We start from the raw sequence: 24,259 nt of genomic DNA on the forward strand, positions 1-24,259 counted from the left end.
TTTCCTACAGGGCCGCTTTGAGGGCGGCTGCGAACTTTTCGATGTCGCCGTCGACGGAGGCGTCGAGGATCTCGAGCTTGCGCTCGGCCTGCTGGGAGGCCTTCGTCTCGACGATCTCGACGACGGCCGGGGCGGCCTCGGAGGCGGCTTCGACCGTGGAGGGCTTCTTGCCGGCGGCCAGGATGTCCTTCATGCCCGGGATGCGCGGCAGCGCGACGTCGGGGACGACGGACACGACGGCGGGCAGGTCGACCTGGACGGTCTGGACCTGGGACTCGAGCATGCGGTCGCACGTCGCGACGCCGCCTTCGACGGAGATGGCGCACACCGCCGTGACGACCGGCAGGCCCAGCGCGTCGGCCAGCTGCACGTCGACCTGCTGCGCGTAGTTGTCGGCGGAGCCGTCTCCGCACACGACCAGGTCGAACCCGCCCTGCGCGCCGACCAGCTTCGCGAGCATGGCGGCGGTGGCGTGCGCGTCCAGGTCGGCGCAGGCGTCGTCGGCGACCATGGCCAGCTCGTCGACGCCGCGGGCCAGGATGCCCTTCTTCAGCTTCGAGTCGTCGGCCTTCGCGTCGGCGACCGACACGGCGACGACCTTCGAGCCGTCGTGCGCGGCGGCCAGCTGGGCCGCGGCCTCCAGCGCGTTCAGGTCGTAGGTGGAGACGATGCGATGGGCCTTGGAGTCGTCCAGGCTCCTATCGGCAGCGACGACGATGTCCTGATCGTCGGCCAGAACTTTGATGGGAACGATGATGTTCATGGTATGACTATCCTTTCTAACTTATCGTCAGCATGCCGCGCGTGCGACATGGACGCTTCGACCAAACGGTTGGGTACCGCACAAAGCGGCTAGGCGATACGCAGCGGTTGGACCAAGCGTCCATGTCCGCAGGCGATACCGTGGCCGGCCGGGAAGGTCGGCCACGGTGCGCAGCGTTGCTGTTACTGCTGATGCTTGGCAGCGGCTTCCTCGAACTGCTTCTCGAAGAAGATCTTCTTGGCCAGGACCAGGTGATACTCGCCGGTCTGGAGAACGTCGCCGTTCTGGTCGATCATCGACATCTGGATGATGATGACGCCGCGCTCGGGCTTGTTGTCGTCCTTCGCAACAATCTCGGACGTGGTGTAGACGGTGTCGCCCACGGCCGGCATCTTCAGGAACTTCCAGTTCTTCGTGCCCTTGGTGGCAAGAATGGAGTTGTTCATCTTGGCCATCATGGGATCGGAGGGGTTGATGGAGGGCGTGAACGTGTAGATCAGCATGTGCTGAGCCAGCACGGTGTCATGGCCATGGGCCTTGCAGTACTCGAGGTCCATGTGAATGGGAGCCCACTCGCCGGAGATGCCGGCGAAGTTCAGGATGTCAGCCTCGGTGATGGTGCGACCCGTGGTAGCCGGCGTCTTGTGGTTCAGGGGCACGTCCTCGAAGAACCAGGTGTCCTTGAACTTGGCGTCGAAAGCTGCCTGCAGTTGCTCGTTCATAATGAGATCCTCCTCAGATGGTTGCTTGTGTTAGTTCTTCTTGGCGATGGAGTAGTAGCGCACGTTGTCGAGGCAGGTCGTGCCTTCCTGGTTGATGCCCAGGATGGAGATCTCGATGGTGCCCGTGCCGTCGCCGTTGTCCTCTTTGCCCACGATCTCGCACTCCAGGTGAATCGTGTCGTCGAAGAACACCGGGTTGAAGAACTTCACATGCTTGAAGCCCGTCAGATCGCCCAGAGTCTCGGCCGTAGCCGTCCAGAACTCCGTGCGCTTGAGCATGCCGCCCACCAGCGTCAGCGTGAGCGCGCCGTGAGCAACGTTCTTGCCGTACATGCCGGTCTTAGCAAACTCCTTGTCCAAGTGGACCAGGTTGTAGTCGCCCGTGATCTGCGCGAAGTTCACCACTTCAGCGTTGGTGATGGTGCGGCCACCGGGAGACTGGAACTTGTAACCAACCTCAACGTCCTCGAAGTACATCGGTGCTTGCAGCATTCTGACTCCTCCTTAATAGGTAGTGCTTCTTTGTATCGAATGCCCGCCGTCGGCGGCGGCGGGGTAATACCGTTGTTCGCGCCTACGCGCAAGGCTCATGCTCTGACAGCCCTTGCAGGCGCTGATCGATGAGCTCTTTTCTTCTAATCTTGCCGAAATCGGTGCGGGGCATGCACTCGATGATCTCGAACGTCTTCGGGCACTTGTACCCGCTGATCTTCGTACGAAGAAACGCGCTCAAGTCATCAAACGATATCGACGACGCATCCGCTCCTGCTTCCAGCTCCAGGATGGCATGCACGCGCCGACCCCACTCCTCATCGGGAATGCCGATCACCACGGCATCTTGAATGCCCGGGTAATCGAACAGGGCGTTCTCCACCTCGGCCGTGTACACGTTCTTCCCGCCGGTGACGATCATGTCCACCCGGCGGTCGGATATGTACAGATAGCCGTCGGCATCAAGCCAGCCCATGTCCCCCACGCTGCAGTAGCCCTCGTCATCGGCCGCTATGGACGGCGCCCCCACGTAATGCGTTATCAGGCCAGGAACCGGCTTGCCAAAGATCTCGCCAACCTGTCCGGCCGGCAGAACCTCGCCCTCCTCGCTCCTGATCTGGAACGCGCACCCCACGGGTCGTCCCACGCTGCCGCGATGCTCAAGCCACTCGTCGCCTCGAATGACGGCGGAACCCACCATCTCGGTTGCCGCGTACATTTCGTACACGCGATCCGCGCCCAAACGATCGATCCAGCCAAGCTTCACGCGGTCCGGGCAAGGCCCGCCGCTGTGGAACACCGCCTTCAAGCTGCTCAGATTGCGCGTCGTAAATGACGGCTCGGCCATCATGCGCTCCATCATGGTGGGCACCAAACCAATGCAATCGATCTGGTGCTTCTCAATCAGCTCAAGCGCACGTGCAGCGTTGAACCGCTCCATCAAGTACACGGTCTGCCCGAAGAACAAGCCAATGTAGGTGGTGTTGTTGTACAGGTTGTGGAACAACGCGCCCGGCACCAGCTGTCGACCCCATGCAATCTGGCCGGTCATAGCCGTCCAGCTTTCCAGGTCGGCACCGCAGTACGCGGGTTTGATCCCCTGCACCACCAGCTTCGGCTTCCCGGACGACCCGCCCGTTGCCACCGCGCGCATCGGCGTGCAGGCGAAGAAGGGCAGGTTTTCGGAACCCTCCGGGAAGTCTCCGGCCATCCATTCACGCACGTCCTCTCGCGTAGCCGCACCGTGAGATCCTTCGAAATCCCAGTCCGACACAAGAAGACGGCAGTCGATCAAACCAAGCAGATCGCGCTTTTCAGAAGCGGTTCCCTTGGGGGGCATGAACACACAGCAGGCTCCCAGCTGCCAAGCCGCGATGGTGACCACCGCATGCTCGAGGCAGTTAGGCAAGGCAACAGCTACGAAGTCTCCTTCGGCCACGCCCTGGGCATGCAGGTGGCTGGCCACCTTCTCCACCGCCTCGAACAACTCTTTGCGCGACATGCTGCGCTCGGATCCGTTGTTGGCGACTTCGACCAGCGCCGTCTCATCTCCCCATGCTTCAGCAAGCCTTCTAAGCTGCTGGGCAAGATCGATGGACTTCTGCGGAATGCCTTCATGCCGTGAGCTCATAAACGTCAACCCCCCCTTCGAACCGTACCCTCCTGCAATGCGACTATCAGACTAGCGGTACTGCTTGAGAATTTGCGGAGCGGTGTTGAACACCATAACCTGATCGGAACCGCCCGCGATGCGGCAGCTGCGGATGTCAACGTAGTAGCGACCCACGCGATGGTCGCCCACCACGCCGATGCCAGCCAGGATCTGCACGGCGTCGTCGACCACTTCGCAAGTGGTCTTGGAGCAGTAGTACTTCGCCATGCCGGCCAGGATGCGCACGTCTTCGCCGTTGTCGGTCTTCCAGCACAGCTTGTACAGCATGTTCATCATGTTCTCGATCTTGCAGGCCATGTTCATGACCATTTCCTGCACCAGCTGATAACGACCGATCTGCTGACCGAACTGCTCGCGCTGGTTAGCGTAGGCGCAAGCGTCCTCGAACGCGTTCACAGCCGTAGCGATAACGCCGGACACGTTGGCAATGCGCTCGCGGGTGAAGTTGTGCATGGTCTGCATGAAGCCGTTGTGCTCCTGGCCCAAGATGGCAGAGCGAGGCAGGCGCACGTCGTTCAGGAACACTTCGCAGATGCTGGTGGGAGCATCCTCGTGGCCCATCTTCGGAAGCTTGTTGATGGTCACGCCCGGAGTGTCGCGGTCGACCAGGAACATCGTAGCGCCGCGGTGCACGTTGTCCACGGTGGGGTCCTTGGCGATAACGATGATGGCCGGAGCCTCCATGCCGCACGTGGTGTAGTGCTTGCCGCCGTTGATGACCGCGGTGTCGCCGTCCCACGTGTAGGACGTCTGCATGCCGGCAACGTCGGAACCCGTCGAAGGCTCGGAGATCCCCAGAGCCAAGGGGGCGCCGCCCTCGATGTAGGGCTTGACGTACTTCTCGATCTGCTCGGGCGTTCCGAAGGCGCACACGTCGAACATCGTGGGCATGCCCATGGAGTAGAACGCGGACAGCGGGCCGCCGTAGCGAGCGATGGTGAAGTTGGCCAGAGCAACCGTCATCAGGTCGACATCGGTGCCGCCAACCTCCTCGGGCAGACCAAGACCCGTAAAGCCAGCCTCAGCCATGGCCTTCCAGGCGTCCCAGGGGAACTCGGCGTTGCGGTAGCACTCGCGCTCCTTCTCGGGCGGGAACTCGCGCTCGAGAAGCTCCTTGATGCTCTCAAGAAGCAGTTCCTGCTCCTCGGTCTTGGAAAAATCGATCATTGGTGGTGCCTCCTTGGGCATGTTGTTGCTCCGTGCGGGGGCGCGGGGAGCGCACCCCCGCACGGATCGGAAACGGTATTTCTTCGAACCGGCGTGCAGCCGCCGATCGTTCTTGCTTTGCTGCTATTCAGCGGCCTTCTTCTTGGCGGCAGCGGCGGCAGCCATCATCTTCTCCATGTTGTACTGGTCTTTGTTCCACTGGTCCTCTTCGGTCACGATGCCGCGCTCGCGCAGGTCGTCGATCTTGGCGTCGTCGAAGCCGTACTCCTTGAGGACTTCGCGGGTGAACTCGCCCGGATAGCCGCTGGCCACGAACTCAGCCTCGCCCGAAGAGAAGATGGCGGGAGCCTTGACGATGCCGATGTGCTTGCCAGAGGGATAGTCGATGCCCTGGAAGAAGCCGGCGTCCCAAGCCTGCTGGTCGTCCTGCAGGTCGGAGAAGTGCTGGCACAGGTCGAACGGGATGTCGGTGGTCATGAGCTTTTCGATAGCCTCGTCGCGCGTCACGCCGGCAAGAACCTCGGTGATGATCGGGGTGATCTCGGCGGAAGCGGCAAGCGCGGTCTGGTAGTCAGGCCACTTGGCGATGTAGCCCTCGTCCATGCCGAACGCATGCACGAACTCCGGCCAGGAGTTGTGCCACTGCAGGCCCATGAGCGCGATGGCCTTCTCGTCGGAGCACATGTACGGACGAGCCAGCGGCAGCACCGAGTTCGGATCCGTGGGATACTCGTCGCCGTAGGCAGCGGTCACGATGGGCACGCCCACGCTCCACATGCCGGCATGCATGAGCGCCACGTTGACGTCCTGGCCCTTGCCCGTGCGCTGCTGCTCGACGTACGCAGCCAGCACGGCCATCGCCAGGTAGGTGCCCGTGGGGATGTCGCCGAAGCCGAAGTACGGGATCATGGGGTTGTCGCCCTTGATGGGGCAGTCCAGGTCGTAGCCAGCGCGCGCCGCGTACGAAGCAGCGTCGAAGCCGCCGCGCGGAGCCCACTCGCCCTTGGTGCCGTAGCCCGAAGTGGAACCGCAGATGATCTTCGGGTTGATGGCCGACAAGCTCTCGTAGTCAAGACCGAGCTTCTTGGAGTCCTTCGGGCGCAGGTGCGACAGGAACACGTCGCAGTCCTTCAGCATTTCCTTCAGGATGGCCAGACCCTCGGGGTTGCGGGTGTCCAGCGTGATGCAGCGCTTGCTGGCGTTGATGGAGTCCCAACCAGCCTGGTCGCCGTTGTAAATATGACGTGCAAGACCGATACCGCGGTTGCTGTCGCCAGTGGGCGGCTCAACTTTGATGACGTCGGCACCCCACTCGCCCAGGATGCGGCCGCCCATGGGAGCTGCCATGAACGCGGCGATCTCGATAACCTTCATGCCTTCCAGTAGTTTCAGGGCCATGATGCTTCCTCCTCTTTCTCAGGATGGATGTTTCGGCGATACCCCGACCGTTCGGGGTCGTCATGCACGGGGCAATGCCCCGCAGAAACCAAAGGGTGGTGGCGCGCTTCGGATGTGCGGTGCCGGATCGCGCGCCCGGATCCAGCACCGCAGGGGCGATGCGGTTACGCCTTCGGCATCCACATGGCCTGGACCTTCTTGCCGGTCTTGAAAGCCATGATCATGGAGATGGCGCAGACAACGATGAAGCCAAGGATCAAGATGAGGGCCGGAGTGAAGCTGCCCGTGGCGTCGTAGATGAAGCCATACGCCGGGATCAGGATCATGGAGCCGATGCCCGTGGCCATCATGACGATGCCGTAGATGGAGCCGAACTCTTTCTGACCGAACAGCGTGCCCAGAACCAGCGGGCCGATAACGCCCAGGGTGGCGGACAGGCAGCCGTAGAAGAACAGCGAGCCGAAGAACATGTACAGGTTCGTGCGGAAGAAGATCAAGCCGACCAGCGCGATGATGCCGCAGGCGCACGCAACCATCGTAGCCTTCAGGGGGCCCAGCTTGTCGGAGATCGTACCGAACACGATAGCAGCGATAGCCGTGCCGATCATGTACGCCGTCATGGCGAAGCCGCTGGTCACGGTGTCGAAGCCGGCCTCAATGGCAAGCGTGGGAACGATGGAGGCGAACGCCAGCGTGCCGGTGAGCAGCACCATGAAGATGAAGAAGAACCAGAACGTCGGGGTCTTCAGGGCTTCCTTCGAGGTCAAACCAGGCAGATTCTTGGCGGCAGCAGCAGCGGCGGCCGGGTCGGCAGCCTGAGCCTTCGCATCCTCTTCGGTAGCGCCCAGGGGCAGCGTGTTCTTCTGCTCGGGAGTGCGGAACAAGAACAGCGCAGCCGGGATGACAACCACCAGGGCAAGCACGCCCAGCACGATGTAGCCCATGCGCCAACCGGACGAAGCGATGATGGAGGAAACGACCGGCGAAAGGACGGCGGAGCAGATGGCAACGAAGCTCATCATGATGCCCATGGCCAGGCCGTTCTTGTCCTTGAACCAACGGTTGATCATCATCGGGCCCACCAGCTGGGTCACGAACACCGAGCCGAACGCCATGAGCGCGGCCAGCGCATAGAAGCCCCACACGGCGTCGACCAGGGACAATGCAGCGAAGCAGCCCGCTTGCACGATAACGCCCACGATGGTGACGATGCGGATGTCGAACTTGTCGAGCAAACGACCCGCGAACGGGCTCCAGAACATGGTGACGAGAGCGGAAATGGACGACATCATCGCCACTTCGCCCACGCCGATATGCATATCAGCGCTGATGGGCTGGAAGAACAGGCCCATGCCGCTGTTGATGCCGCCACGGCACAGACCCATCATCAGCAAAACGCCGACGAGGACGAACCATGCGAAGTGAATCCCCTTTTTCTTGGCTGTATTGGTAGCCATCGATTACCTCCTGTTGTGCGGACGCGTCCCCCTCCGGGTTCGTGTCCAACAATTGCTTCCAACGTTGTAGTACGTTTTCCACTCTGCGAATAAAGCTGCACGTCGATGCGGTTTCGAAGGATCGCTCGATGCGAAGCTTGATGCGCAGACGACACCGTGACATGCCCTATGCACGGTGGCCGGCCTTCCAGGAGCGTATGGCTGAGGTCCCTGACTATGAGTAGGATGGTCAAAACACGCGAAGTGACCTGCCAGTCGCCGAAAACGGCGGCATCTGAACAAGTTTCGTCTATACTTTGCGGTATCGATTCCTATGGCTTGGATCGGTCAGGGGGTAAGCCGGTTCGTCTCCGGGAAGGTGTGGCGCTGCTACGCCATGCCTTCAACCCCTTTCTCTAGGCAGTCCGAATACAACATGACCGGGGCCCTGCAAGGGCGCACGCGACCAAGGCATGCCTTCTCAAGCTATAAAAATGAAGAGTTTCGTTGCGGATGCTTCGCCGTAGTTAGCGGACGAGCAAGAAACGCGATGGGTTTGCAGAAGCGGAGCGAACAAAGCGGTTTCCTTCGGAAGCGTGAAACGCGAGAAGAACGCTTTGAACTGGCGGGGGCAACCTTTACGGTTCCAGGCCCATTTGCTCATGAGCATGCCCATCTTGGCTTGCCGTAAGCGATGGTTACGCTTGATATGCGACTTGACATCAAGAACAAACATATCAGTCCCCTAGAACGTTGCCCAGAGTCGAGGCCCGTTGCCTCGATCGATGGGTCATATAGTATCTTCCGACACATAATACGTCAACGCAGAATTTTATGTTCTTAAAAATATGTAGTAACTAAAGTATCGGCAGAATGCAGGGTGCGGGAACGGGCGATAAACGCAGGGACGGGGTCGATGCGCCCTTTGACCCGGCTCCGATTCTCCCTGCTTGCGCCGCTTCGTCGAGGTTCTGTCAAAACGAACGAGTTTTGCTGGTCCTCAAATCAGGATAAATACAGCAAGCAGCGTTCTGACCAGGCATGATGAAAAACACCCCTTGGCAACCTGCCCGCGAGAGGCGGAAAATCGCCGCAAAACTCGTCCGTTTTGACAGAATTGAAAAGCCCTGCGGCCAGATCGTCTCTGGCGTGCGACCGGCAAGGCCGACGAGGCTGGCCGAGCTGCCGTTTCAGACGGGCGCCTTAACCGGTGCCGCAGTGCAAGCGTCGATAAACGCAGGGGCGGGGCCGATGCGTCACCGGTCCCGCCCCTGCGCTTGAGAAGGCTCCGCGCAGGGGCGGCGGAGTCTTCTTCGATATGAAAAGAGCCTACAGCATCAAGTCGCCGACAGCCTTCACGCGGATGCACAGCGCATCGCCCAGGTACGCCATGGGAATGTCCTCCACGTCGACCACTTCCACGGTGCTGGGGTTGGCGCCCGCCTCGATGGCTTCGTCGCATGCACGCTGCTTCGATTCGGCAATCGCCTGGTCGCGCGGCGTTTCGGACAGCGAGAACACCTTGGCTATCTGGCCAGACACCTGCGCGATGGCCGAGCCCACGGCATTCGCCACGCCGAAGTTCTCCGGACGCAGCACCTGGCCCGCGCCCTCAAGCTCTTCGGGCGAAAGAATGGAGCCGCCGCCCACCAGGATGACGGTCACGTCGCCGGCAGAGGTCTTCATGGCGTCCACGGCGTCTTCGATGATGCGCTTGATCTCCACGTACGCCGCATCCACCAACGCGGCATCCAAGTGCGCCACCTTCGCAGGGTCGCCCACGCCATCAGCCAGCCCCTTGGCCACCACGATGTCGGTAGCGGTCAGCGTCTGCCCGCCGAAGCACAGCGCCTCGCGCGTCACCTTGTAGCCCACGCTGTCGGGGCCCACGGTCACGCGGCCGTCGTCCAGCTGTCGCACCAGCGAGCCGCCGCCCAGGCCCACGGACACCAGATCGGGCATGCGGAAGTTCGTGCGCACGTCGCCAATCTCCACGGCCACCATGCTTTCGCGAGGAAAGCCATGCGCCAGCACGCCCACATCGGTGGTGGTGCCGCCGATGTCCACCACTACGGCGTCCTTCTCCTGCGTCAGGAAGGATGCGCCGCGAATGGAGTTCGTGGGACCGCAGGCAATCGTGAAGATGGGATAGCGCTTGGCGTAGTCCACGGACATGAGCGTGCCGTCGTTCTGCCCCAGGTACACCGCCACGTCGGCCAAACCCTCGGAAGCCAGCGCGGCCTCGAAGCTGTCGGCCGTCGTGCGCGCCACGTCGTAGAGCGCGGCGTTCAGGATGGATGCGTTCTCGCGCTCCAAGAAGCCGAGCGAGCCGATTTCGGAAGACAGCGTAACAGGGAATTCCTCGCCCAGCTCCTCGCGCAGCACCGCCGCGGCGCGCTTCTCGTGCGCGTCGGAAACGGGAGAGAACACGCTGGTCACCGCAACGGACTCGAAGCCTTCTTCGCGGACGACGCGCGCAACCTCGCGAATCTCGTCCTCGTTGAGGGGGCTGATCTCGCGACCGTCGAACTCGTTGCCGCCGTGCACCAAGAAGTCGCGCACGCGCATGGCGTTCTTCAGCTCGTCGGGCCAGTCGGCCATGCAGCTGATGGCCGTGGTGGCCGGCGCACCCACGCGCAAAGCGGCAACCTTGTTGAGGCGCTTGCGCTCGACGATGGCGTTCGTGCAATGCGTGGTGCCCAGCATGGCGAAGCCGATGTTCTGAGCGGCCTCCATGCCAACCTGCGAGATCACTTCGTGCATGGCCGCAACGATGCCGCTCATGACGTCTTCGGTGGTGGGGCTTTTGGTGGCAGCGACCAGCTTCAGGTCGCCGTCGATGATAACCGCGTCGGTGTTCGTGCCGCCGACGTCGATGCCCAAGCGCCACGTGCGCAACTGACCTGCCATTATGCCTGCATCTCCTGGATTTTCGTTGCCTGAGCCGCCGCTACGCGCTCCTCAAGCGGCACGTAGTCGATGTCGTAGCCGAACGCGCGCGGACCCACTACGGCCAGGCCTTCGGGCGTGCGCCACTGCGGAGCGCACGGCATGCCCACCACAACCACGCGAGCGCCGTACTTGAGGCCTTCCGTGGTGACGGGCGCGCCGGACTCCATGTCCAGCGACATGATAAGGTCGGGCGACGTGGTGACCGGCTGGCCGTCGCACAACGCAATAAGGTTCTCGTTTTGGAACTCGATGATCAGCTGGCTGCCCTTGTCCTCGTCCAGGCCGTCCACGATGGCGCGCCCGCGCACGAACATGCCGTCGGTCTTGCGCTCCACATCCACCACTTTGCCGCGGAACAGGCGGAAGCCCTTGGTCACGCGCAACACGGCGTCGATGGGATCGGCGTGCTGCTCGCGCGCTTCGCGCATGGTGCGGCCGATTTCCTCGCACAGCGTAGGGGTGTCGGGAATGCAGAAGTCTTTGAGCTGCTTGCCCGTGCACGGGTACGAGGCCAAGATGGTGTAGCCGCCCATGACCGACGTGGCCTGGCGCGCGATGCGCTCGAGCCAGCGATCGTCGATGCCGCGCACCGTAACGGTGTTACCCTTCTCGTCGGCGAGCACCGCCGGCTGGCCTTTCACGCCGTTGATGCCCAGCGTGGTCATTTGCAGTTCGGGAAACGCGCGCCCCATGAGGTCGCAGTCCACCACGGGAATCTGACGCGTCGCGCCCAGGATGAACGGGATGGTCGAGTTCACGCCGCCCGCTTCGACGGCATAGATGGCGTAAGGCTCTTGCCCCAGCTCGTTGACCAGCTCGTCGTAGGTGGCCATGGGCTCGGCGCCGCTGCAAATCTTCTCCACCATGATGGTGGGCGCACCCATCATCTGCGAAACGCACACCACTGCGTCATCGGGAACCTCGTCAGGCGAGATAAGCTCCACCTCGCCGTACTTCTTGATAGCTTCGATGGCCATAAGCTTGCCAACATAGGGGTCGCCGCCCCCGCCAGCGCCAAGGACGGTTGCGCCAAGCGCCATGTCCTCGATCTCTTTGATGCCGATCTTCCTTCTCATGGTGCGTGAGCCCTTTCTCCACGTAGCGTTGACATGACCAGTCTGTCATTCGGATTGTAATAGAGCAAGCCGGCAACGAACGCGTCGAACTTGCAAAGTGCCCAACAAAGCATCCGAACAAGCTGCGTCTTGCGCTTCATGCTAGGGTTTCGCACACGGCGATGACCTCCCCGGTTTGGCCCGGGTTTGCTTTTGTGCTTCCATTTTCGGCCAGCTCCTTGCAAGTTGCCCGCATTGCTTCCATACTTGCTGCATGCAACTTCGAGTACACCGTTCTTGCGCAGCCCACAAGCGCGATACCGCCAGCTCAAAGGGAATCGAGGGCTCGTCACGGCTGCTGTGCGGCATCGTGCCCACACACCAACAACCAGACCTAACAGGGCCCCGGCGACGACCGCGCCGGACGGCGGCCGCAGGAAACAGTACCGATTGACGCGCAGCCAACGCCAATCGGTATGCACCACAGTTTGCCAGACCAAGAAAACAAGGAGACGCCATGATCCTGAAGCAGCTGATAGAGCTCTACGACATACTGGACTCGCCTACCGCAAGCGGGCAAGCCGCCGTCGAGTACCTGCGCAGCATCGATCCCGCTTGCGATGCGGAAACCTACGTGCTGGAAGGCTCCAAAGGCGCAACCGACATGGTACGCGTGCGCATTCCAGGCTCGCAGGGACGCGCCGCGGGCAGCGACGCCCCCACCATCGGACTGCTGGGCCGCCTGGGCGGGCTGGGCGCGCGACCGGAGCGCATCGGCTTCGTGTCGGACGGCGACGGCGCGCTGACGGCGCTGGCCTGCGCGGCGAAGCTGCTGTCCATGCATGCGCGCGGCGACGTGCTGCCCGGCGACGTGTTCGTATCGACCCACGTGTGCCCGCATGCTCCCACGTTCCCGCACGAGCCGGTGGCGTTCATGGGCTCGCCCGTGGCAACCGCCGACGTCAACCGCGAGGAAGTGGGCGGCGCCGACGCGCTGGACGCCGTGCTGGTGGTGGACACCACGAAGGGCAACCGCATCATGAACGATCGCGGGTTCATGATCTCCCCCACCGTCAAGCAGGGTTGCATCCTGCGCGTAAGCGAAGATCTGGTGTCGCTTGTCGAGATAGCAACCGGACGACGCGCCCGCACGTTCCCGCTGACCATGGCCGACATCACGCCGTACGGCAACGGGCTGTACCACCTGAACTCCATCCTGCAGCCGTGCACGGCAACCGATGCGCCCGTCGTAGGCGTTGCCATCACCACCGAAACGGCGGTGCCCGGTTGCGCGACCGGGGCCACGCACCTGACCGATCTGGACGAAGCGGGTTCGTTCATGATCGAGGCGGCCAAGGCCTTCGGCGCGGGCAAATGCTCCTTCTACGACGCCGACGAGTACGCCCGGTTCGTAGAACGCTACGGATCGATGGCGCACCTGCAGGGAATGGGCGCGCTGCCTGCCGTAGACCCGCAGGCGTAAACTCGCTGCAGCTAAAACGGATGCCCGCGAACGACAGCGCTTTCGAGCAAAGTCGCTTCGCGGGCATCGCCGCTTGCAAGCATCTTCGCCCGAAACGTACGCTTTCAGGCGTCAAACCGTACGTTTCGGGCGAAGATGCGAACGAACAGAGACGCATCAACTCGAAAGGCTGCTTATGAACCTGCAAGAACGCGCACAAACGATACTTTCGACGAACCTCGCGCTGGGCGAGGACGAAACGCTGCTGGTGGTGACCGACGACCCCACGCGTGAAGTGGGGCAGCTGTTCTACGACGCCGCCCGCGCGCTCGGCCGCCGCGCGCTGCTCATGGTGATGCCCGAAGGACGCGTGACCGGCGAAGAGCCGCCCGCTGCCGTGGCCGCGGCAATGAAGACGGCAGACGTGGCGCTGTGCCCCACCGCGAAGTCGATCACCCACACCACGGCGCGCATCGAAGCAGCTGCCGCAGGAACGCGCGTGGTAACCATGCCCGGCGTCACCATGGACATGCTGCGCGACGGGGCCGCATGCGCCGACTACGCTGAAGTGGAGCGTCGGACGATGGCGCTGACCGAACGGTTGACGCATGCGAAAACGGCGCGCATCGAGAAGGACGGACACGTTCTGACCATGGACCTGAACGGGCGCAACGGCGTAGCCAGCCCCGGCGTGTACCGCACGCCGGGCGCAAGCGGCAACTTCCCCTCCGGCGAGGCGTACATCGCGCCGCTCGAAGGCGGCGCGAACGGCAGCGTGGTTATCGACGGGTCGATGGTGGGCATCGGCACGCTGGCCGAACCGCTGGTGGTGACCCTGGAGAACGGGCGGTTGGTGCAGGCGGAAGGCGGCGACGCAAACGGCGCCTACGCCGAGCAACTGAGCATCCTGTTCGCGCGCCCGGAGAACGGCACCATCGCCGAGCTGGGCATTGGCACGAACGAGCGCGCCAAACTCTGCGGCATCATTCTGGAGGATGAAAAGCTGTACGGCACCGTGCACGTCGCATTCGGCACGAACGCATCGTTTGGCGGCGTGACCAAGGCAGACTGCCATTACGACGGCATCGTGCTTCGCCCGACTCTGTACCTGGACGACGAGTGCGTCATCCGCGACGGCGAATTCTGCGAAATCATCTGATTCTTGCGATGCCCGTCGGGCGCGGTTTCGGGACAATGCGGCAAACCGGAGACATCCGTCTGGCGAAAGGAACCGTACATGCTCGTTGAATTCAAGGGGATGGCCCCTGACGTAAGCCAAGCCTCCTACATCGCGCCGAACGCTGCGATCTGCGGAGACGTGACGCTCGGCGAAGGAAGCTCGGTGTGGTTCGGTGCGGCGATTCGCGGCGAGGTTGCCCCTATCCGTATCGGGAAGAACAGCAACGTGCAGGACAACGCCACGCTGCACAGCGACCACGACTGCCCCATCGTGCTGGGAGAACGCGTTTCAGTGGGACACAATGCCGTGGTTCACGGCGCCGTCATCGAAAACGACGTGACCGTGGGCATGCACGCAACGGTGCTGAACGGCGCCGTTATCGGGGCGGGATCGATGATCGCAGCCGGCGCGCTTGTGAAAGAACGTCAGGTTATCCCACCGTGCTCTTTGGTAGTGGGCGTTCCCGGCAAAGTGGTGCGCACGCTCGATGCCGAGGCGGTGGCGCGCAACGTAGCCCACTCGCAAGAGGCGTACATCGCAGATGCGCAGGAATACGCGCGCTCGCGCGTGGTGGAATAAACCGCTGCAGTCCCGTTCGGCCGCGCAGCCGAACGGGACAAGCGACCAGGGTCGAGGAGCAGTCGGTCGAGGAGCGGAAGGCCGATCCTTCGCCCTCGCCCTCGCCCTCCCGTTCCTCGACCGACTGCAGCGCCGTGCGACGGCGCTAGCTCAACCAGTGAACGCGAGACTCCTCGTAACGGTCGGCACCCTTCGCTGTGGGCGGTGCCGCAGGATGCCCCAGCGCAACAAGGGCAAACGGCTGAATGCCCTCCGGTGCACCCACGATGTCCGCAACAGCCTTCATGGGCTCTTCATCAGGCGCAATACCCATCCATACCGCTCCTAGATCCATGTCGGCCACAGCAAGCAGCAAATTCTCAACCGCGGCGCCCATGTCCTGCACAGCCAGGTTAGGGAAGCGCAAGCCTTCGGTGCGCATGCAGGCAACAATGACGCACGGCGCCGCATCAGCCGGCTTCGCATACTTCGTGACCTGGGACAACCGAGAACGATGCTCGGCATCTCGCACCACGAAAAACTCCCAAGGCTGCTGGTTTCCGCCCGAGGGAGCGGCCATGGCAGCACGCAGGGCCGCCCGCACCTGATCGTCGGTCACCGCTTCGTCCGTAAATGCACGAACGCTCGCTCGCTTGTAAATCGCTTCAACCATAAGAGCCTCCCTTTCCAGGAATCGCTGATCGTTTCTGCTTCATACCCGCAGTATACTTACTCGCAGCGTTTTGGAGAACACGCGCTTCTCATGAATAGGGGGCACCATGGCCTATCCAATGACCCGTCGATCGTTCTGCGCTCTATCCGCCGTCGCACTTGCAACGCTGGGAATTCCCGGACGCGCGCTCGCCGACGAGATCGAAGCCGCCGCGGCACCCGGCCCCATCGTCATCGTCCATACGAACGACGTGCATTGCGCCGTGGACGAGAATCTGGGCTACGCGAAGCTGGCCGACTACGTGAAAACCGCACGCTCGACCTACGGAGGCGACAACGTCACGCTGGTCGACGCGGGCGATGCCGTGCAGGGCAAGGCCATGGGCACGCTCTCGAAGGGCGAGTACCTGATCGACATCATGAAACAGTGTCGCTACGATATGGCCATCCCCGGCAATCACGAGTTCGACTACGGAATGGACCAGTTCAACGTGCTGGTTTCGCGCGCAAAGGACGCATCGGACCCGCAGGCCGGGCCAATCCAGTACCTGTCGTGCAACTTCACCGACCTGCGCACCGGCAACCTCATGCTCGACCCGTATGCCATGCGCACGTACGAAACGTCCGCCGGGCAGAAGCGCGTGGCGTTCGTGGGCATCTGCACGCCCGAGTCGCTGACGAAATCTTCGCCTGCGCATTTCCAGGACCAAAGCGGCGCGTACGTCTACGGGTTTTGCGAAGACGACTCGGGCTCCAAGCTGTACGCAGCCGTGCAGAACGCCGTCGATGCAGCGCGCGAGGCCGGCGCGGACTACGTGGTTGCCATGGGGCACCTGGGACGCTCCGGCGTGACCCCGCGTTGGAGCAGCAGCAGCGTGGTGGCGAACACCTCCGGTATCGACGTGATGATCGACGGGCACTCTCACGAAGAGTACGTGGACACGCTGCTCAACAAGGGCGGCGTTCCAGTGCTGGTCACGCAAACGGGAACCCAGCTTGAAAGCATCGGGCGAGTCACCATCGATCCCGCCGCCAACAGGATTGCAGCAAGCGCGGGCGCCTGCGCAGGCGAGCTGATAACGGCGTGGGACGGCATCGACGCAGCAACGGCGGCGGTCGTCAACAACAAGAAAGCCCAGATAGAAGCGATAACGGGGCAGAAGGTAGGCTATTCGGACGTACGGCTTATCGCAACCGAAAGCGACAACTACACCTGGGCCGTTCGTCAGCGCGAGACGAACCTAGGCGATTTCGTGGCGGACGCGTACCTGGCCCTCGCCTGGCATGGCGGCATAATGGCCGAGGTGGCGCTTGTCAACGGCGGCGGCATCCGCGCGAACATCGAACCGGGAACGATCACGTACGGAGACGTTATCGACGTGCAGCCCTACAGCAACCAGCTCTGCTACATAGAAACCAAGGGCCAGAACATTCTGGATGCACTTGAAATGGGCGCGAGCAAGCTACCCGAAGGAAGCGGCGGATTCATGCAGACGTCTGGCGTAACCTACGCCGTGCGCACCGACGTGCCCTCGTCCATCGAGATTGACGACAAGGGAAGCTTCGTGCGCGTGGCCGGAGAATACCGCGTGCGAGACGTGCTGGTGGACGGACGGCCGCTCGATACGGAAAGAACGTACAAGATGGTGTCGCACACCTATATGATCATGGAGGGCGGCGACGGCATGACCATGTTCAAGGCAGACGATCCCGTGCTGCTCGACGTGGACAACGCCGCGTTGATCGAGTACCTGAAGTACGACTTGAAAGGCGTCATCGGCAGCGAATACGCAAGCGAAGGCGGTCAGGGGCGCATTGCCATCAAGAACGGTCCCGATCCTGCGCCCGAGCCAGAGCCCCAGCCCCAGCCCGAACCGGCGCCAGCGCCGGCGCCGACGGCCAAGCCCGATCCCAAGCCGCTCGCACGCACTGGCGACTCTGCCGAAGCCGTGGTCATTGGAGCTGCCGTGACGGCCGTTGCAGCAGGCGCCGTCGCCGTGAGCGCACGGGACAAGCTGGACGCACATCAGGAGCTGTAACGAGCGCGCCCTCGTTAACGCAGCACGCCGCACGGGCCGCCGCAGCGTCCCTGATTCGCACGTTCACGAGCCCCGAATGCGAACTGCCCCGCCGATTCGGCGGGGCAGTTTCAACGTGCAGGTTGCATGCGAGCTTCCTTGACCTGTCGTCCTGGCCCGCGCAGTGCGTCGCGTGGGCCATAGCGTCAGCATGTTTCGGCGGTCGTCAACCGCCGAAACAAGTTAGGCCATCAGCTTCGTTACTGCGTTTGCGTAAGCCACGGGATCGTCGATGGGCATGCCCTCCACGATCAGCGCCTGGTTGTACAGAATGTCGGCGTAGAGCTTCACCTTATCGGCATCGCCGCCCGCCTGCGCTTCTTTCAGCACCTCGAACACGGGGTGCTTCGCGTTGATCTCCAGCACGCGCTCGGATTTCGGGCCTTCGGCCCCATCGGGCATCTGAGCCATGATGCGCTCCATCTCAAGCGACACCGGACCCGCCGCCGTAATGCACGCGGGCGCATCACTCAAGCGCGACGACACGCTCACCTTCGTCACGGCATCGCCCAGAGCATCCTTCATGGCCGCGAGCAGGGTCTCGTTCTCCTTGGCGGTTTCTTCGGCTTCCTTCTTCTCTTCCTCGGAGGCCAGATCCAAATCGCCCGAAGCCACGTTCTTGAGCTCCTTGGGGCCGGTGCCCTCGATGGGCTTGTCGTCGGCGTCAAGCTCGGGCTCGGGACCGTACGCCATCATCGACTGGAAGCAGAACTCGTCCACGTCGCGCGTGCACAGCAGCACGTCGTAGCCCTTCTCGAGCACCGTCTTCACGATGGGCATCTTGCCCAAGCGCTCGATGCTCTCGCCCGCAGCGTAGTAGATAGCCTTCTGATCAGCCGGTGCGGCTTCCAGGTACTCGTCAAGCGTGACCAGTTTCTGCTGCTTGGCGGAGTAGAACAGCAGCAGCTCGGCCAGCTCGTCCTTCAACATGCCGTAGCTCGTGTAAATGCCGAATTCCAAGCCGCGACCGAAATCCTCGAAGAACTTCTCGTACGCCTCGCGGTCGTTGTCGCGCATCTTCTTGAGCTCGGAGGTGATCTTCTTCTCGATCTTCTTGGCAATGGCGCGCAGCTGGCTGTTGTGCTGCAACGTCTCGCGCGAAATGTTGAGCGTCAGGTCCTGGCTGTCCACCACGCCGCGCACGAAGTTGTAATGGTCGGGCAAAAGCTCCTCGCACTTCTCCATGATGAGCACGTTGGAGCTGTACAGGGCCAGGCCCTTCTTGAAGTCCTTGCTGTACAGGTCGTACGGAGCGCGGCCCGGAATGAACAGCAGCGCGTCGTAGCTGAGCGCGCCCTCGGCATGAATGCTGAACGTATGCGCCGGGTCGGAGAAGTCGTGGAAGTCGGTCTTGTAGAACTCGTTGTACTCCTCGTCGGTAACTTCGGAGGCGCGGCGCTTCCAAATGGGAATCATCGAGTTGATGGTTTCGACCTCGGTGTAATCCTCGTACTCGGGCGTGTAGTCGTCACCCGCATCCTCGGGCTTCGGCTTCTCGCGCGTCTTGGAAACTTCCATCTGCACGGGGTAGCGCACGTAATTGCTGTAGCGCTTGATCAGGTTCTTCAAGCCGTACTCGGACAGGAACGTATCGTAGTTGTCGTCGTCGGTGTTGTCCTTGAGCGTAAGGATGACGTCGGTGCCGTGCCCGTCGCGCTGCGCCTCGGAAATGCTGTAGCCCTCAACGCCGTCGCTTTCCCAAGCCCACGCTTCGTCGCTGCCGTACGCTTTCGAAACCACGCGCACGCTCTTGGCCACCATGAAAGCGGAGTAGAAACCCACGCCGAACTGGCCGATGATGTCCACATCCTCGCCCTGCACCTCGGCATTATCGGCCTTGAAGGCCATGCTGTCGGAATGAGCGATAGTGCCCAGATTGAGATCCAGGTCGTCCTTGGTCATGCCCAAGCCGCTGTCGCTGACGGTAACGGTGCGCGCATCCTTGTCGAACGACACCTGAATGCGCAGCTCGTCCTTGCTCAGCTGGATATCTTTGTCGGTAAGGCTTTTGAAGTACAGCTTATCCACCGCGTCGGACGCATTCGAGATAAGCTCGCGAAGGAATATCTCGCGGTTCGTGTAAATGGAGTTAATCATGAGGTCGAGCAGTTTCTTGCTCTCTGTCTTGAACTTGCGCATGGTCGGCATCGCTCCCTTTCGTTTCGTCGTCTGTCATGCAAAGGGCCAAGCTGCCAACCGTCTTCGCGCATGGAAGCATCCTGATTTAGCAGTCTCAGCCTTCGAGTGCTAAATCAGGATTGTAAACCGACCTCGAAAGATGTCAAGCGCATCGCACAATACTCCGCAGTTGCTCCTCGATCATTCGGCAAGTTCGCAACGGATGCTTTTCATATCGGGCGAATACCCCGCACATGAGCGCTTTCCGTTCATCTTGGCCGAGAACAGCGCCTCATCGGCCTTCCGATACAGCTCGTCGAACGAAGCGCCCTCCTGCGGCGCCAAAACATACCCCGCCGAAGCCGAGAACAAGAAGGTGCGGCCATCCGTCACGCGACGAACCTCCATCGCGCGCAAAGCCCGGTCAAGGGCGTTCTCGAGCGACGCAACGTCAACGTCCTCGCACCACACCAAGAACTCATCGCCGCCCATGCGGCACACGATGTTATCGGGGAACACGGCTTGCAACGATTTGGCCACGTGCGTGATGACTTCGTCTCCGTAAGCGTGGCCGAACACGTCGTTGGCCAGCTTGAAGGAATCCAAATCCAGCATGACCAGCGCGCACGGCAGCTCGTTCAACGACCCTTCGCGCACAGCACGCAGACGACCCTCTATCTTGGGAATGGCGGACTGCCGATTGCGCAGCCCCGTCAGCGCATCCGTTTCCGCCATCTTAGCCAATTGCCCGCTCTGCTCCTTCAGCTGCCGCAGCGCCTCGACGTTCGCCTCGCTGCGCAAGGACTCGTTTCGACGGTCGGTCACGTCAAGGTAGTACCCCACAGCGCGAATGGGCCGACCTCGGTCGTCGCGCACGGTCTCGCACGCGGTCTCCAGCCAGATGGTGGTTTCGTCATCAAGCTCGAACGGCGCCTCGAACGACAAGCGGGCATGATCCCGCGCAGCGTAAACGCGGCGGAAAAAGTTGGTGAACACCTGCCGATATCCAGGAGGAACGTAACGGAACGGAAGGTCTTCAAGGTCGAACCCTTCGACTATCATCAGGTTCTCCTCTATGCGACCGACATGGCCCAACACCCGATCGACCACCTCGCTTCGAGAAAGCACCAGTCGATTGTTCTCCATATCCCAATCCCAAATTTTCACGCCAGCCTGGCTCAAAACGCCCTCGAGCTTTCGTTGGGCAAGCCAAAGCTCTTGCTGGCGGTCTTTGATTTCGGTCACATCGGTGCACAAGCACAAGGCCGTATGCTTCGCCGGCAACATCTCGACCCGGCGCGCTTCAATGTGCATCCAAACGTCTTCCTGCCCTGAGAATCGGGCTTTCGTAACGACAACAGCCTCTTCCCCGCATTCGATTTTATCAGCAATCAGGTCGACAAGGCGACGCTCGCCTTCCTCGGACCGAGCATACAGATGATCCAAGACAACCTTCTCGTACTGCTCGCAGGAAAGACCGTGCTTCCCCGACACCCCGCACGCCACCACGTGCGCGCGCACGCGTTCGCGGTCGGACCACGACAGTAGCACGATGTCGTTGGGCGTATGCTCCATCAAAATGCGCATCATGTTGCGAAGCTCAACCGTTTCGGTCACGTCGACCACAACGCCCTGCAAAAACGACGTTCCCTCGTACTCCAAAAAGCGGCTTTGGTCAACCACCCAACGATACCCGCTTTTTGCTCGCATGCGATACTCCAAGGGGAACGGCTGCGCATCGCCCTCCTTCAAGGAGGCCACCCCCTTCAGAACGCGCTCGCGATCTTCGGGGTGAATCATATTCATGTACTTGTCATCGAACAGCTCCTTGATCTCTTCGTGCGTATAGCCGAACATCTCAAGAAAGCGATCGCTTATATACAAGAAGTCATGCGTGGGACCGTCGAGGCAGCGATGGTATCCTCCGGGCATGTCTTCGTTCAAAAACGCCAGCTCGTCGTTGCGGCTCAGCAAAAATCGGTTGCGCTCCGCAAGATGCTGCTGAACCATCATCACTTCGGTGATGTCCGTGCACGCGCTGACAATGGCCATCCGCCCGTCCTCGGCCTCCACGACGCGCCCCTTGTCGATGGTCCAGAACCACGTTCCGTCCTTTTTGGTCATGCGATACGTTGTGGTGTACTCAAGGCCCACGTAGTATTCGGGGCCGATGTCGGCCACAACCGAGTCGAAATCGTCGGGATGGATGGTGTTGCCAACCTGCCAGTCAATGGATTCCGCCAGCTCTTCGTAGGAATCGTACCCCAGAAGGTCCACCATGGCCGCATTGGCGAAATACAGAGGGAAGCCCGGCTCGCAGTACCCGCCGATCAAGCCGCCCGGCGACATTTGAGCGGAAATGGACAAGGCGGTCTTGCGATTTTCTTCGGTCAGGTTCATCAGCGAGAAATCCGGCGAATTCGCGCCCGCCACCGCAGAAAGCGCGCGACGCGAGGTTTCCAGCTGGCGCGCCTGCTGCTGCTCTTGAGTCACGTCCCTCAAAGACCCCAGGTAAAGCGCATGTCCGTCGCGCTCGCGCAAAAAAACTAGGCGCATTTGCAAATGAACGGTCTTTTCGCCGGCGCGCATGCGTCGCACCACGGCGGTAGCACCGTTCGGAACGCTTTGGCGAGCGCTTTCGAATGCCGCCACAATTTCGTCCCAATCGGCCTCGTACGCCTGACGTGCGAAGCTATACCGCTGTTCGTGCAGGTCAACGGGGTCAATGCCCGTAAGCTGGCAATAGTGCTCGTTGGCGCTCAGCAATTCCACTTCGCCATCATGGAAGTCGTACAGCACCAAGGCGCCCATGATGTCGTCGAACATGGTTTTGCTCAGCATTTTGCTCTCAATCAAATCTCGAATGCTGAACTGGTCGATCGAATCGGCCTGCATACCGCGGAAATCGACGTTTCTCCGAGCAGCGATAAGCGGCTCGAACTCCTCTTTCGACATGGGACGGTAGAAGAAGTACCCCTGTCCGTACAAGCATCCCATCTGCGCAAGCAACGCGCGTTGAGACTCGGTTTCGACCCCTTCCGCAATGACCTGCATATCCAGGAGCCTTGCCATGCCGATGATCGATTCCAGAATGCCGCGCCCCTTGCGGCTGCGCGCGTCCACAGCCGCAAGCAACTTCATGTCCAGTTTCAGAACATCGACGCTTACGTCTTTCAGCATGTTGAGCGACGAGTACCCGCTGCCAAAATCGTCCATGTGCACCGAAAGACCCAGATCGTGCAACCCATCGACGATAACCGCCATCAGATCGCAGTCTTCAACGTAGGCGCTTTCGGTAATTTCAACCGCTAGCAAGCGAGGGTCGATGCCGTATTTGCGGATCAGCTCCTCGAACGTGGCAAGAACGTCCAACGCGTACAAATCCCGGCGCGACACATTGACGGAAATGGGAACGGGCGCGTGTCCCTTTTTCATCCATTCGCGAAGAGAGCAGCACACTTCTTCCCAAATGTGCAGGTCAAGAGTGGTAATTAGCCCATTTCGCTCCAACATGGGAATAAATCGATCAGGAGGAATCAGCCCCCGCTCGGGATGATCCCAGCGCACGAGCGCCTCAAGGCCCACGATCTTTCCCGTAGTGATGTTGCACTTCGGCTGCGCGTAGAACGTGATCTCCCCGTTCGACAAGGCACGCTGAACCTCCAGCAAAAGGGAGTGATCGTCCTCGATCTCTCGCAGCATGCCCTCGTCGTACCATCGCGAGCGCTGCGCGTAGTCGCCTTTGACCGAAGCCAGCGCCAGCAACGCTCGATCGTACATCGTGCTTACGGGAAGCGACCGATCGTCAACAAGATACAAGCCGAAGGCCGGCAAAAACCCCATGCCCCGCCCATGCCGTAGCGTGCTTTGCGAAATACGGCCTTGCAAACCCTCGATCGCCTTGGGCGAACAGGGAATCAGCATGCAGAAATCGTCGCCGCGCAAGTATCCCGCCACGCCGTTTTGCTGCACCGACGCCTCCCTGAGCAACCTTCCCACTTCTTCGAGAAATCGGTCCCCGGCCTCTTCTCCATGCCATTCGTTGAACAGCTTGAAGTGCTCGATGTCGATGGCCATCAGGCAGTACGAGCGATTCGGGTGGGCGGCAAGGGCGTCGGCGACGGCGCGGAAAAATGCTGCGCGCGTGTACAAGCCGGTCAAAGAATCGATCGGCGGAGAATCGGGCACCCCTAAATCAGGCTTGTCGGTTTTGCGGCTCAAGAATATATGGCAATCGCCCGCACCGGGCCATTCGATATCGCTGACTTCCGTTTCCACCCAGCTTTGAAGCACCTGATTGTACAGAAGGCCCTTGTTGCTGTGATCGAGCAGCAACGGGCAATCGTGGCACGGCGCCGATTCGCCGCGCAAAGCGTGATAGCAGCACATTCCCCATTGCAAGCCAGGAAAAGACTCCGCAGCCTTATCGTTGAAATAGACGATGCGATAGTCGCCGTCGATTACATAGGCACTGGTTTCGACCTCTCCGAACGCTGCCCCCATGGGCGCACCACCTTTATCCAAGGAACGGGTG

General features: G+C 61.3%; 17 protein-coding genes. 4 read left to right on the top strand and 13 right to left on the bottom strand.

What is annotated here, in order from left to right:
- Positions 1–4: 4 nt before the first annotated feature.
- The 10 genes from LG373_RS08950 to LG373_RS08995 all read right to left on the bottom strand — a co-directional run bounded on the left by LG373_RS08950 (position 5) and on the right by LG373_RS08995 (position 11,678).
- Positions 5–763 carry an electron transfer flavoprotein gene (locus LG373_RS08950; RefSeq protein ID WP_225749601.1) on the bottom strand — a complete coding sequence of 253 codons (759 nt, stop codon included), beginning with the start codon at positions 761–763 and terminating at the stop codon, positions 5–7.
- A gap of 182 nt (positions 764–945) precedes the next feature.
- The gene (locus LG373_RS08955; RefSeq protein ID WP_114566679.1) at positions 946–1,485 is read right to left on the bottom strand and encodes a MaoC/PaaZ C-terminal domain-containing protein; all 540 of its coding nucleotides are present in this window, start codon (positions 1,483–1,485) and stop codon (positions 946–948) included.
- Positions 1,486–1,515: 30 nt separating this feature from the next.
- A complete protein-coding gene (locus LG373_RS08960; protein WP_225749602.1) occupies positions 1,516–1,977 on the bottom strand; it encodes a MaoC/PaaZ C-terminal domain-containing protein in 462 nt (153 codons plus the stop codon).
- A gap of 82 nt (positions 1,978–2,059) precedes the next feature.
- Entirely contained in the window at positions 2,060–3,607 is a 1,548-nt protein-coding gene (locus LG373_RS08965; protein WP_225749603.1) for a class I adenylate-forming enzyme family protein, read from the bottom strand.
- A gap of 51 nt (positions 3,608–3,658) precedes the next feature.
- A complete protein-coding gene (locus LG373_RS08970; protein ID WP_225749604.1) occupies positions 3,659–4,816 on the bottom strand; it encodes an acyl-CoA dehydrogenase family protein in 1,158 nt (385 codons plus the stop codon).
- A 123-nt stretch (positions 4,817–4,939) separates the two neighbouring features.
- A complete protein-coding gene (locus tag LG373_RS08975; RefSeq protein WP_114566683.1) occupies positions 4,940–6,214 on the bottom strand; it encodes a CaiB/BaiF CoA-transferase family protein in 1,275 nt (424 codons plus the stop codon).
- Between the two features lie 164 nt (positions 6,215–6,378).
- Entirely contained in the window at positions 6,379–7,671 is a 1,293-nt protein-coding gene (locus tag LG373_RS08980; protein ID WP_225749605.1) for an MFS transporter, read from the bottom strand.
- Positions 7,672–8,131: 460 nt separating this feature from the next.
- On the bottom strand, positions 8,132–8,386 hold the full coding sequence (locus LG373_RS08985) for a hypothetical protein (protein ID WP_225749606.1): 255 nt from the start codon (positions 8,384–8,386) through the stop codon (positions 8,132–8,134).
- Between the two features lie 593 nt (positions 8,387–8,979).
- Complete coding sequence (locus tag LG373_RS08990) at positions 8,980–10,560, bottom strand: hydantoinase/oxoprolinase family protein (RefSeq protein WP_225749607.1); 1,581 nt, start codon at positions 10,558–10,560, stop codon at positions 8,980–8,982.
- Positions 10,560–11,678, bottom strand: a complete 1,119-nt coding sequence (locus LG373_RS08995) for a DUF917 domain-containing protein (RefSeq protein WP_225749608.1) — start codon at positions 11,676–11,678, stop codon at positions 10,560–10,562. The genes LG373_RS08990 and LG373_RS08995 overlap by 1 nt, the downstream gene beginning before the upstream one ends.
- Before the next feature lie 496 nt (positions 11,679–12,174).
- Between LG373_RS08995 and LG373_RS09000 the strand changes: the two genes are divergently transcribed.
- The 3 genes from LG373_RS09000 (at position 12,175) to LG373_RS09010 (ending at position 14,878) form a co-directional block, all read left to right on the top strand.
- Positions 12,175–13,140 (top strand): DUF1177 domain-containing protein, encoded by a 966-nt coding sequence (locus LG373_RS09000; RefSeq protein WP_225749609.1) that lies wholly within the window; start codon positions 12,175–12,177, stop codon positions 13,138–13,140.
- Positions 13,141–13,315: 175 nt separating this feature from the next.
- Positions 13,316–14,278 (top strand): aminopeptidase, encoded by a 963-nt coding sequence (locus LG373_RS09005; protein ID WP_225749610.1) that lies wholly within the window; start codon positions 13,316–13,318, stop codon positions 14,276–14,278.
- 78 nt (positions 14,279–14,356) lie between these two features.
- Positions 14,357–14,878 carry a gamma carbonic anhydrase family protein gene (locus LG373_RS09010; RefSeq protein ID WP_216529156.1) on the top strand — a complete coding sequence of 174 codons (522 nt, stop codon included), beginning with the start codon at positions 14,357–14,359 and terminating at the stop codon, positions 14,876–14,878.
- Between the two features lie 145 nt (positions 14,879–15,023).
- On the opposite strand, the gene LG373_RS09015 is transcribed toward LG373_RS09010, so the two are convergent.
- Positions 15,024–15,530, bottom strand: a complete 507-nt coding sequence (locus LG373_RS09015; protein WP_225749611.1) for a nitroreductase family protein — start codon at positions 15,528–15,530, stop codon at positions 15,024–15,026.
- Between the two features lie 106 nt (positions 15,531–15,636).
- On the opposite strand from LG373_RS09015, the gene LG373_RS09020 reads away from it, so the two are divergent.
- Positions 15,637–17,568 (top strand): bifunctional UDP-sugar hydrolase/5'-nucleotidase, encoded by a 1,932-nt coding sequence (locus LG373_RS09020; RefSeq protein ID WP_225749612.1) that lies wholly within the window; start codon positions 15,637–15,639, stop codon positions 17,566–17,568.
- Between the two features lie 222 nt (positions 17,569–17,790).
- Here LG373_RS09020 and htpG read toward each other — a convergent pair whose 3' ends face one another.
- Positions 17,791–19,746 (bottom strand): molecular chaperone HtpG, encoded by a 1,956-nt coding sequence (gene htpG / locus LG373_RS09025; protein ID WP_225749613.1) that lies wholly within the window; start codon positions 19,744–19,746, stop codon positions 17,791–17,793.
- A 180-nt stretch (positions 19,747–19,926) separates the two neighbouring features.
- Entirely contained in the window at positions 19,927–24,228 is a 4,302-nt protein-coding gene (locus tag LG373_RS09030; protein WP_225749614.1) for an EAL domain-containing protein, read from the bottom strand.
- Between the last annotated feature and the right edge of the window lie 31 nt (positions 24,229–24,259).

The organism is Paraeggerthella sp. Marseille-Q4926, from assembly GCF_916618935.1.
Lineage (GTDB): Bacteria > Actinomycetota > Coriobacteriia > Coriobacteriales > Eggerthellaceae > Paraeggerthella > Paraeggerthella hominis.

What these genes read in the sequence shown, in the direction of transcription:
- LG373_RS08950 (WP_225749601.1), bottom strand. Translation starts at nt 763, where the DNA reads ATGAACATCATCGTTCCCATCAAAGTTCTGGCCGACGATCAGGACATC.
- LG373_RS08955 (WP_114566679.1), bottom strand. Translation starts at nt 1,485, where the DNA reads ATGAACGAGCAACTGCAGGCAGCTTTCGACGCCAAGTTCAAGGACACC.
- LG373_RS08960 (WP_225749602.1), bottom strand. Translation starts at nt 1,977, where the DNA reads ATGCTGCAAGCACCGATGTACTTCGAGGACGTTGAGGTTGGTTACAAG.
- LG373_RS08965 (WP_225749603.1), bottom strand. Translation starts at nt 3,607, where the DNA reads ATGAGCTCACGGCATGAAGGCATTCCGCAGAAGTCCATCGATCTTGCC.
- LG373_RS08970 (WP_225749604.1), bottom strand. Translation starts at nt 4,816, where the DNA reads ATGATCGATTTTTCCAAGACCGAGGAGCAGGAACTGCTTCTTGAGAGC.
- LG373_RS08975 (WP_114566683.1), bottom strand. Translation starts at nt 6,214, where the DNA reads ATGGCCCTGAAACTACTGGAAGGCATGAAGGTTATCGAGATCGCCGCG.
- LG373_RS08980 (WP_225749605.1), bottom strand. Translation starts at nt 7,671, where the DNA reads ATGGCTACCAATACAGCCAAGAAAAAGGGGATTCACTTCGCATGGTTC.
- LG373_RS08985 (WP_225749606.1), bottom strand. Translation starts at nt 8,386, where the DNA reads ATGTTTGTTCTTGATGTCAAGTCGCATATCAAGCGTAACCATCGCTTA.
- LG373_RS08990 (WP_225749607.1), bottom strand. Translation starts at nt 10,560, where the DNA reads ATGGCAGGTCAGTTGCGCACGTGGCGCTTGGGCATCGACGTCGGCGGC.
- LG373_RS08995 (WP_225749608.1), bottom strand. Translation starts at nt 11,678, where the DNA reads ATGAGAAGGAAGATCGGCATCAAAGAGATCGAGGACATGGCGCTTGGC.
- LG373_RS09000 (WP_225749609.1), top strand. Translation starts at nt 12,175, where the DNA reads ATGATCCTGAAGCAGCTGATAGAGCTCTACGACATACTGGACTCGCCT.
- LG373_RS09005 (WP_225749610.1), top strand. Translation starts at nt 13,316, where the DNA reads ATGAACCTGCAAGAACGCGCACAAACGATACTTTCGACGAACCTCGCG.
- LG373_RS09010 (WP_216529156.1), top strand. Translation starts at nt 14,357, where the DNA reads ATGCTCGTTGAATTCAAGGGGATGGCCCCTGACGTAAGCCAAGCCTCC.
- LG373_RS09015 (WP_225749611.1), bottom strand. Translation starts at nt 15,530, where the DNA reads ATGGTTGAAGCGATTTACAAGCGAGCGAGCGTTCGTGCATTTACGGAC.
- LG373_RS09020 (WP_225749612.1), top strand. Translation starts at nt 15,637, where the DNA reads ATGGCCTATCCAATGACCCGTCGATCGTTCTGCGCTCTATCCGCCGTC.
- htpG (WP_225749613.1), bottom strand. Translation starts at nt 19,746, where the DNA reads ATGCGCAAGTTCAAGACAGAGAGCAAGAAACTGCTCGACCTCATGATT.
- LG373_RS09030 (WP_225749614.1), bottom strand. Translation starts at nt 24,228, where the DNA reads ATGGGGGCAGCGTTCGGAGAGGTCGAAACCAGTGCCTATGTAATCGAC.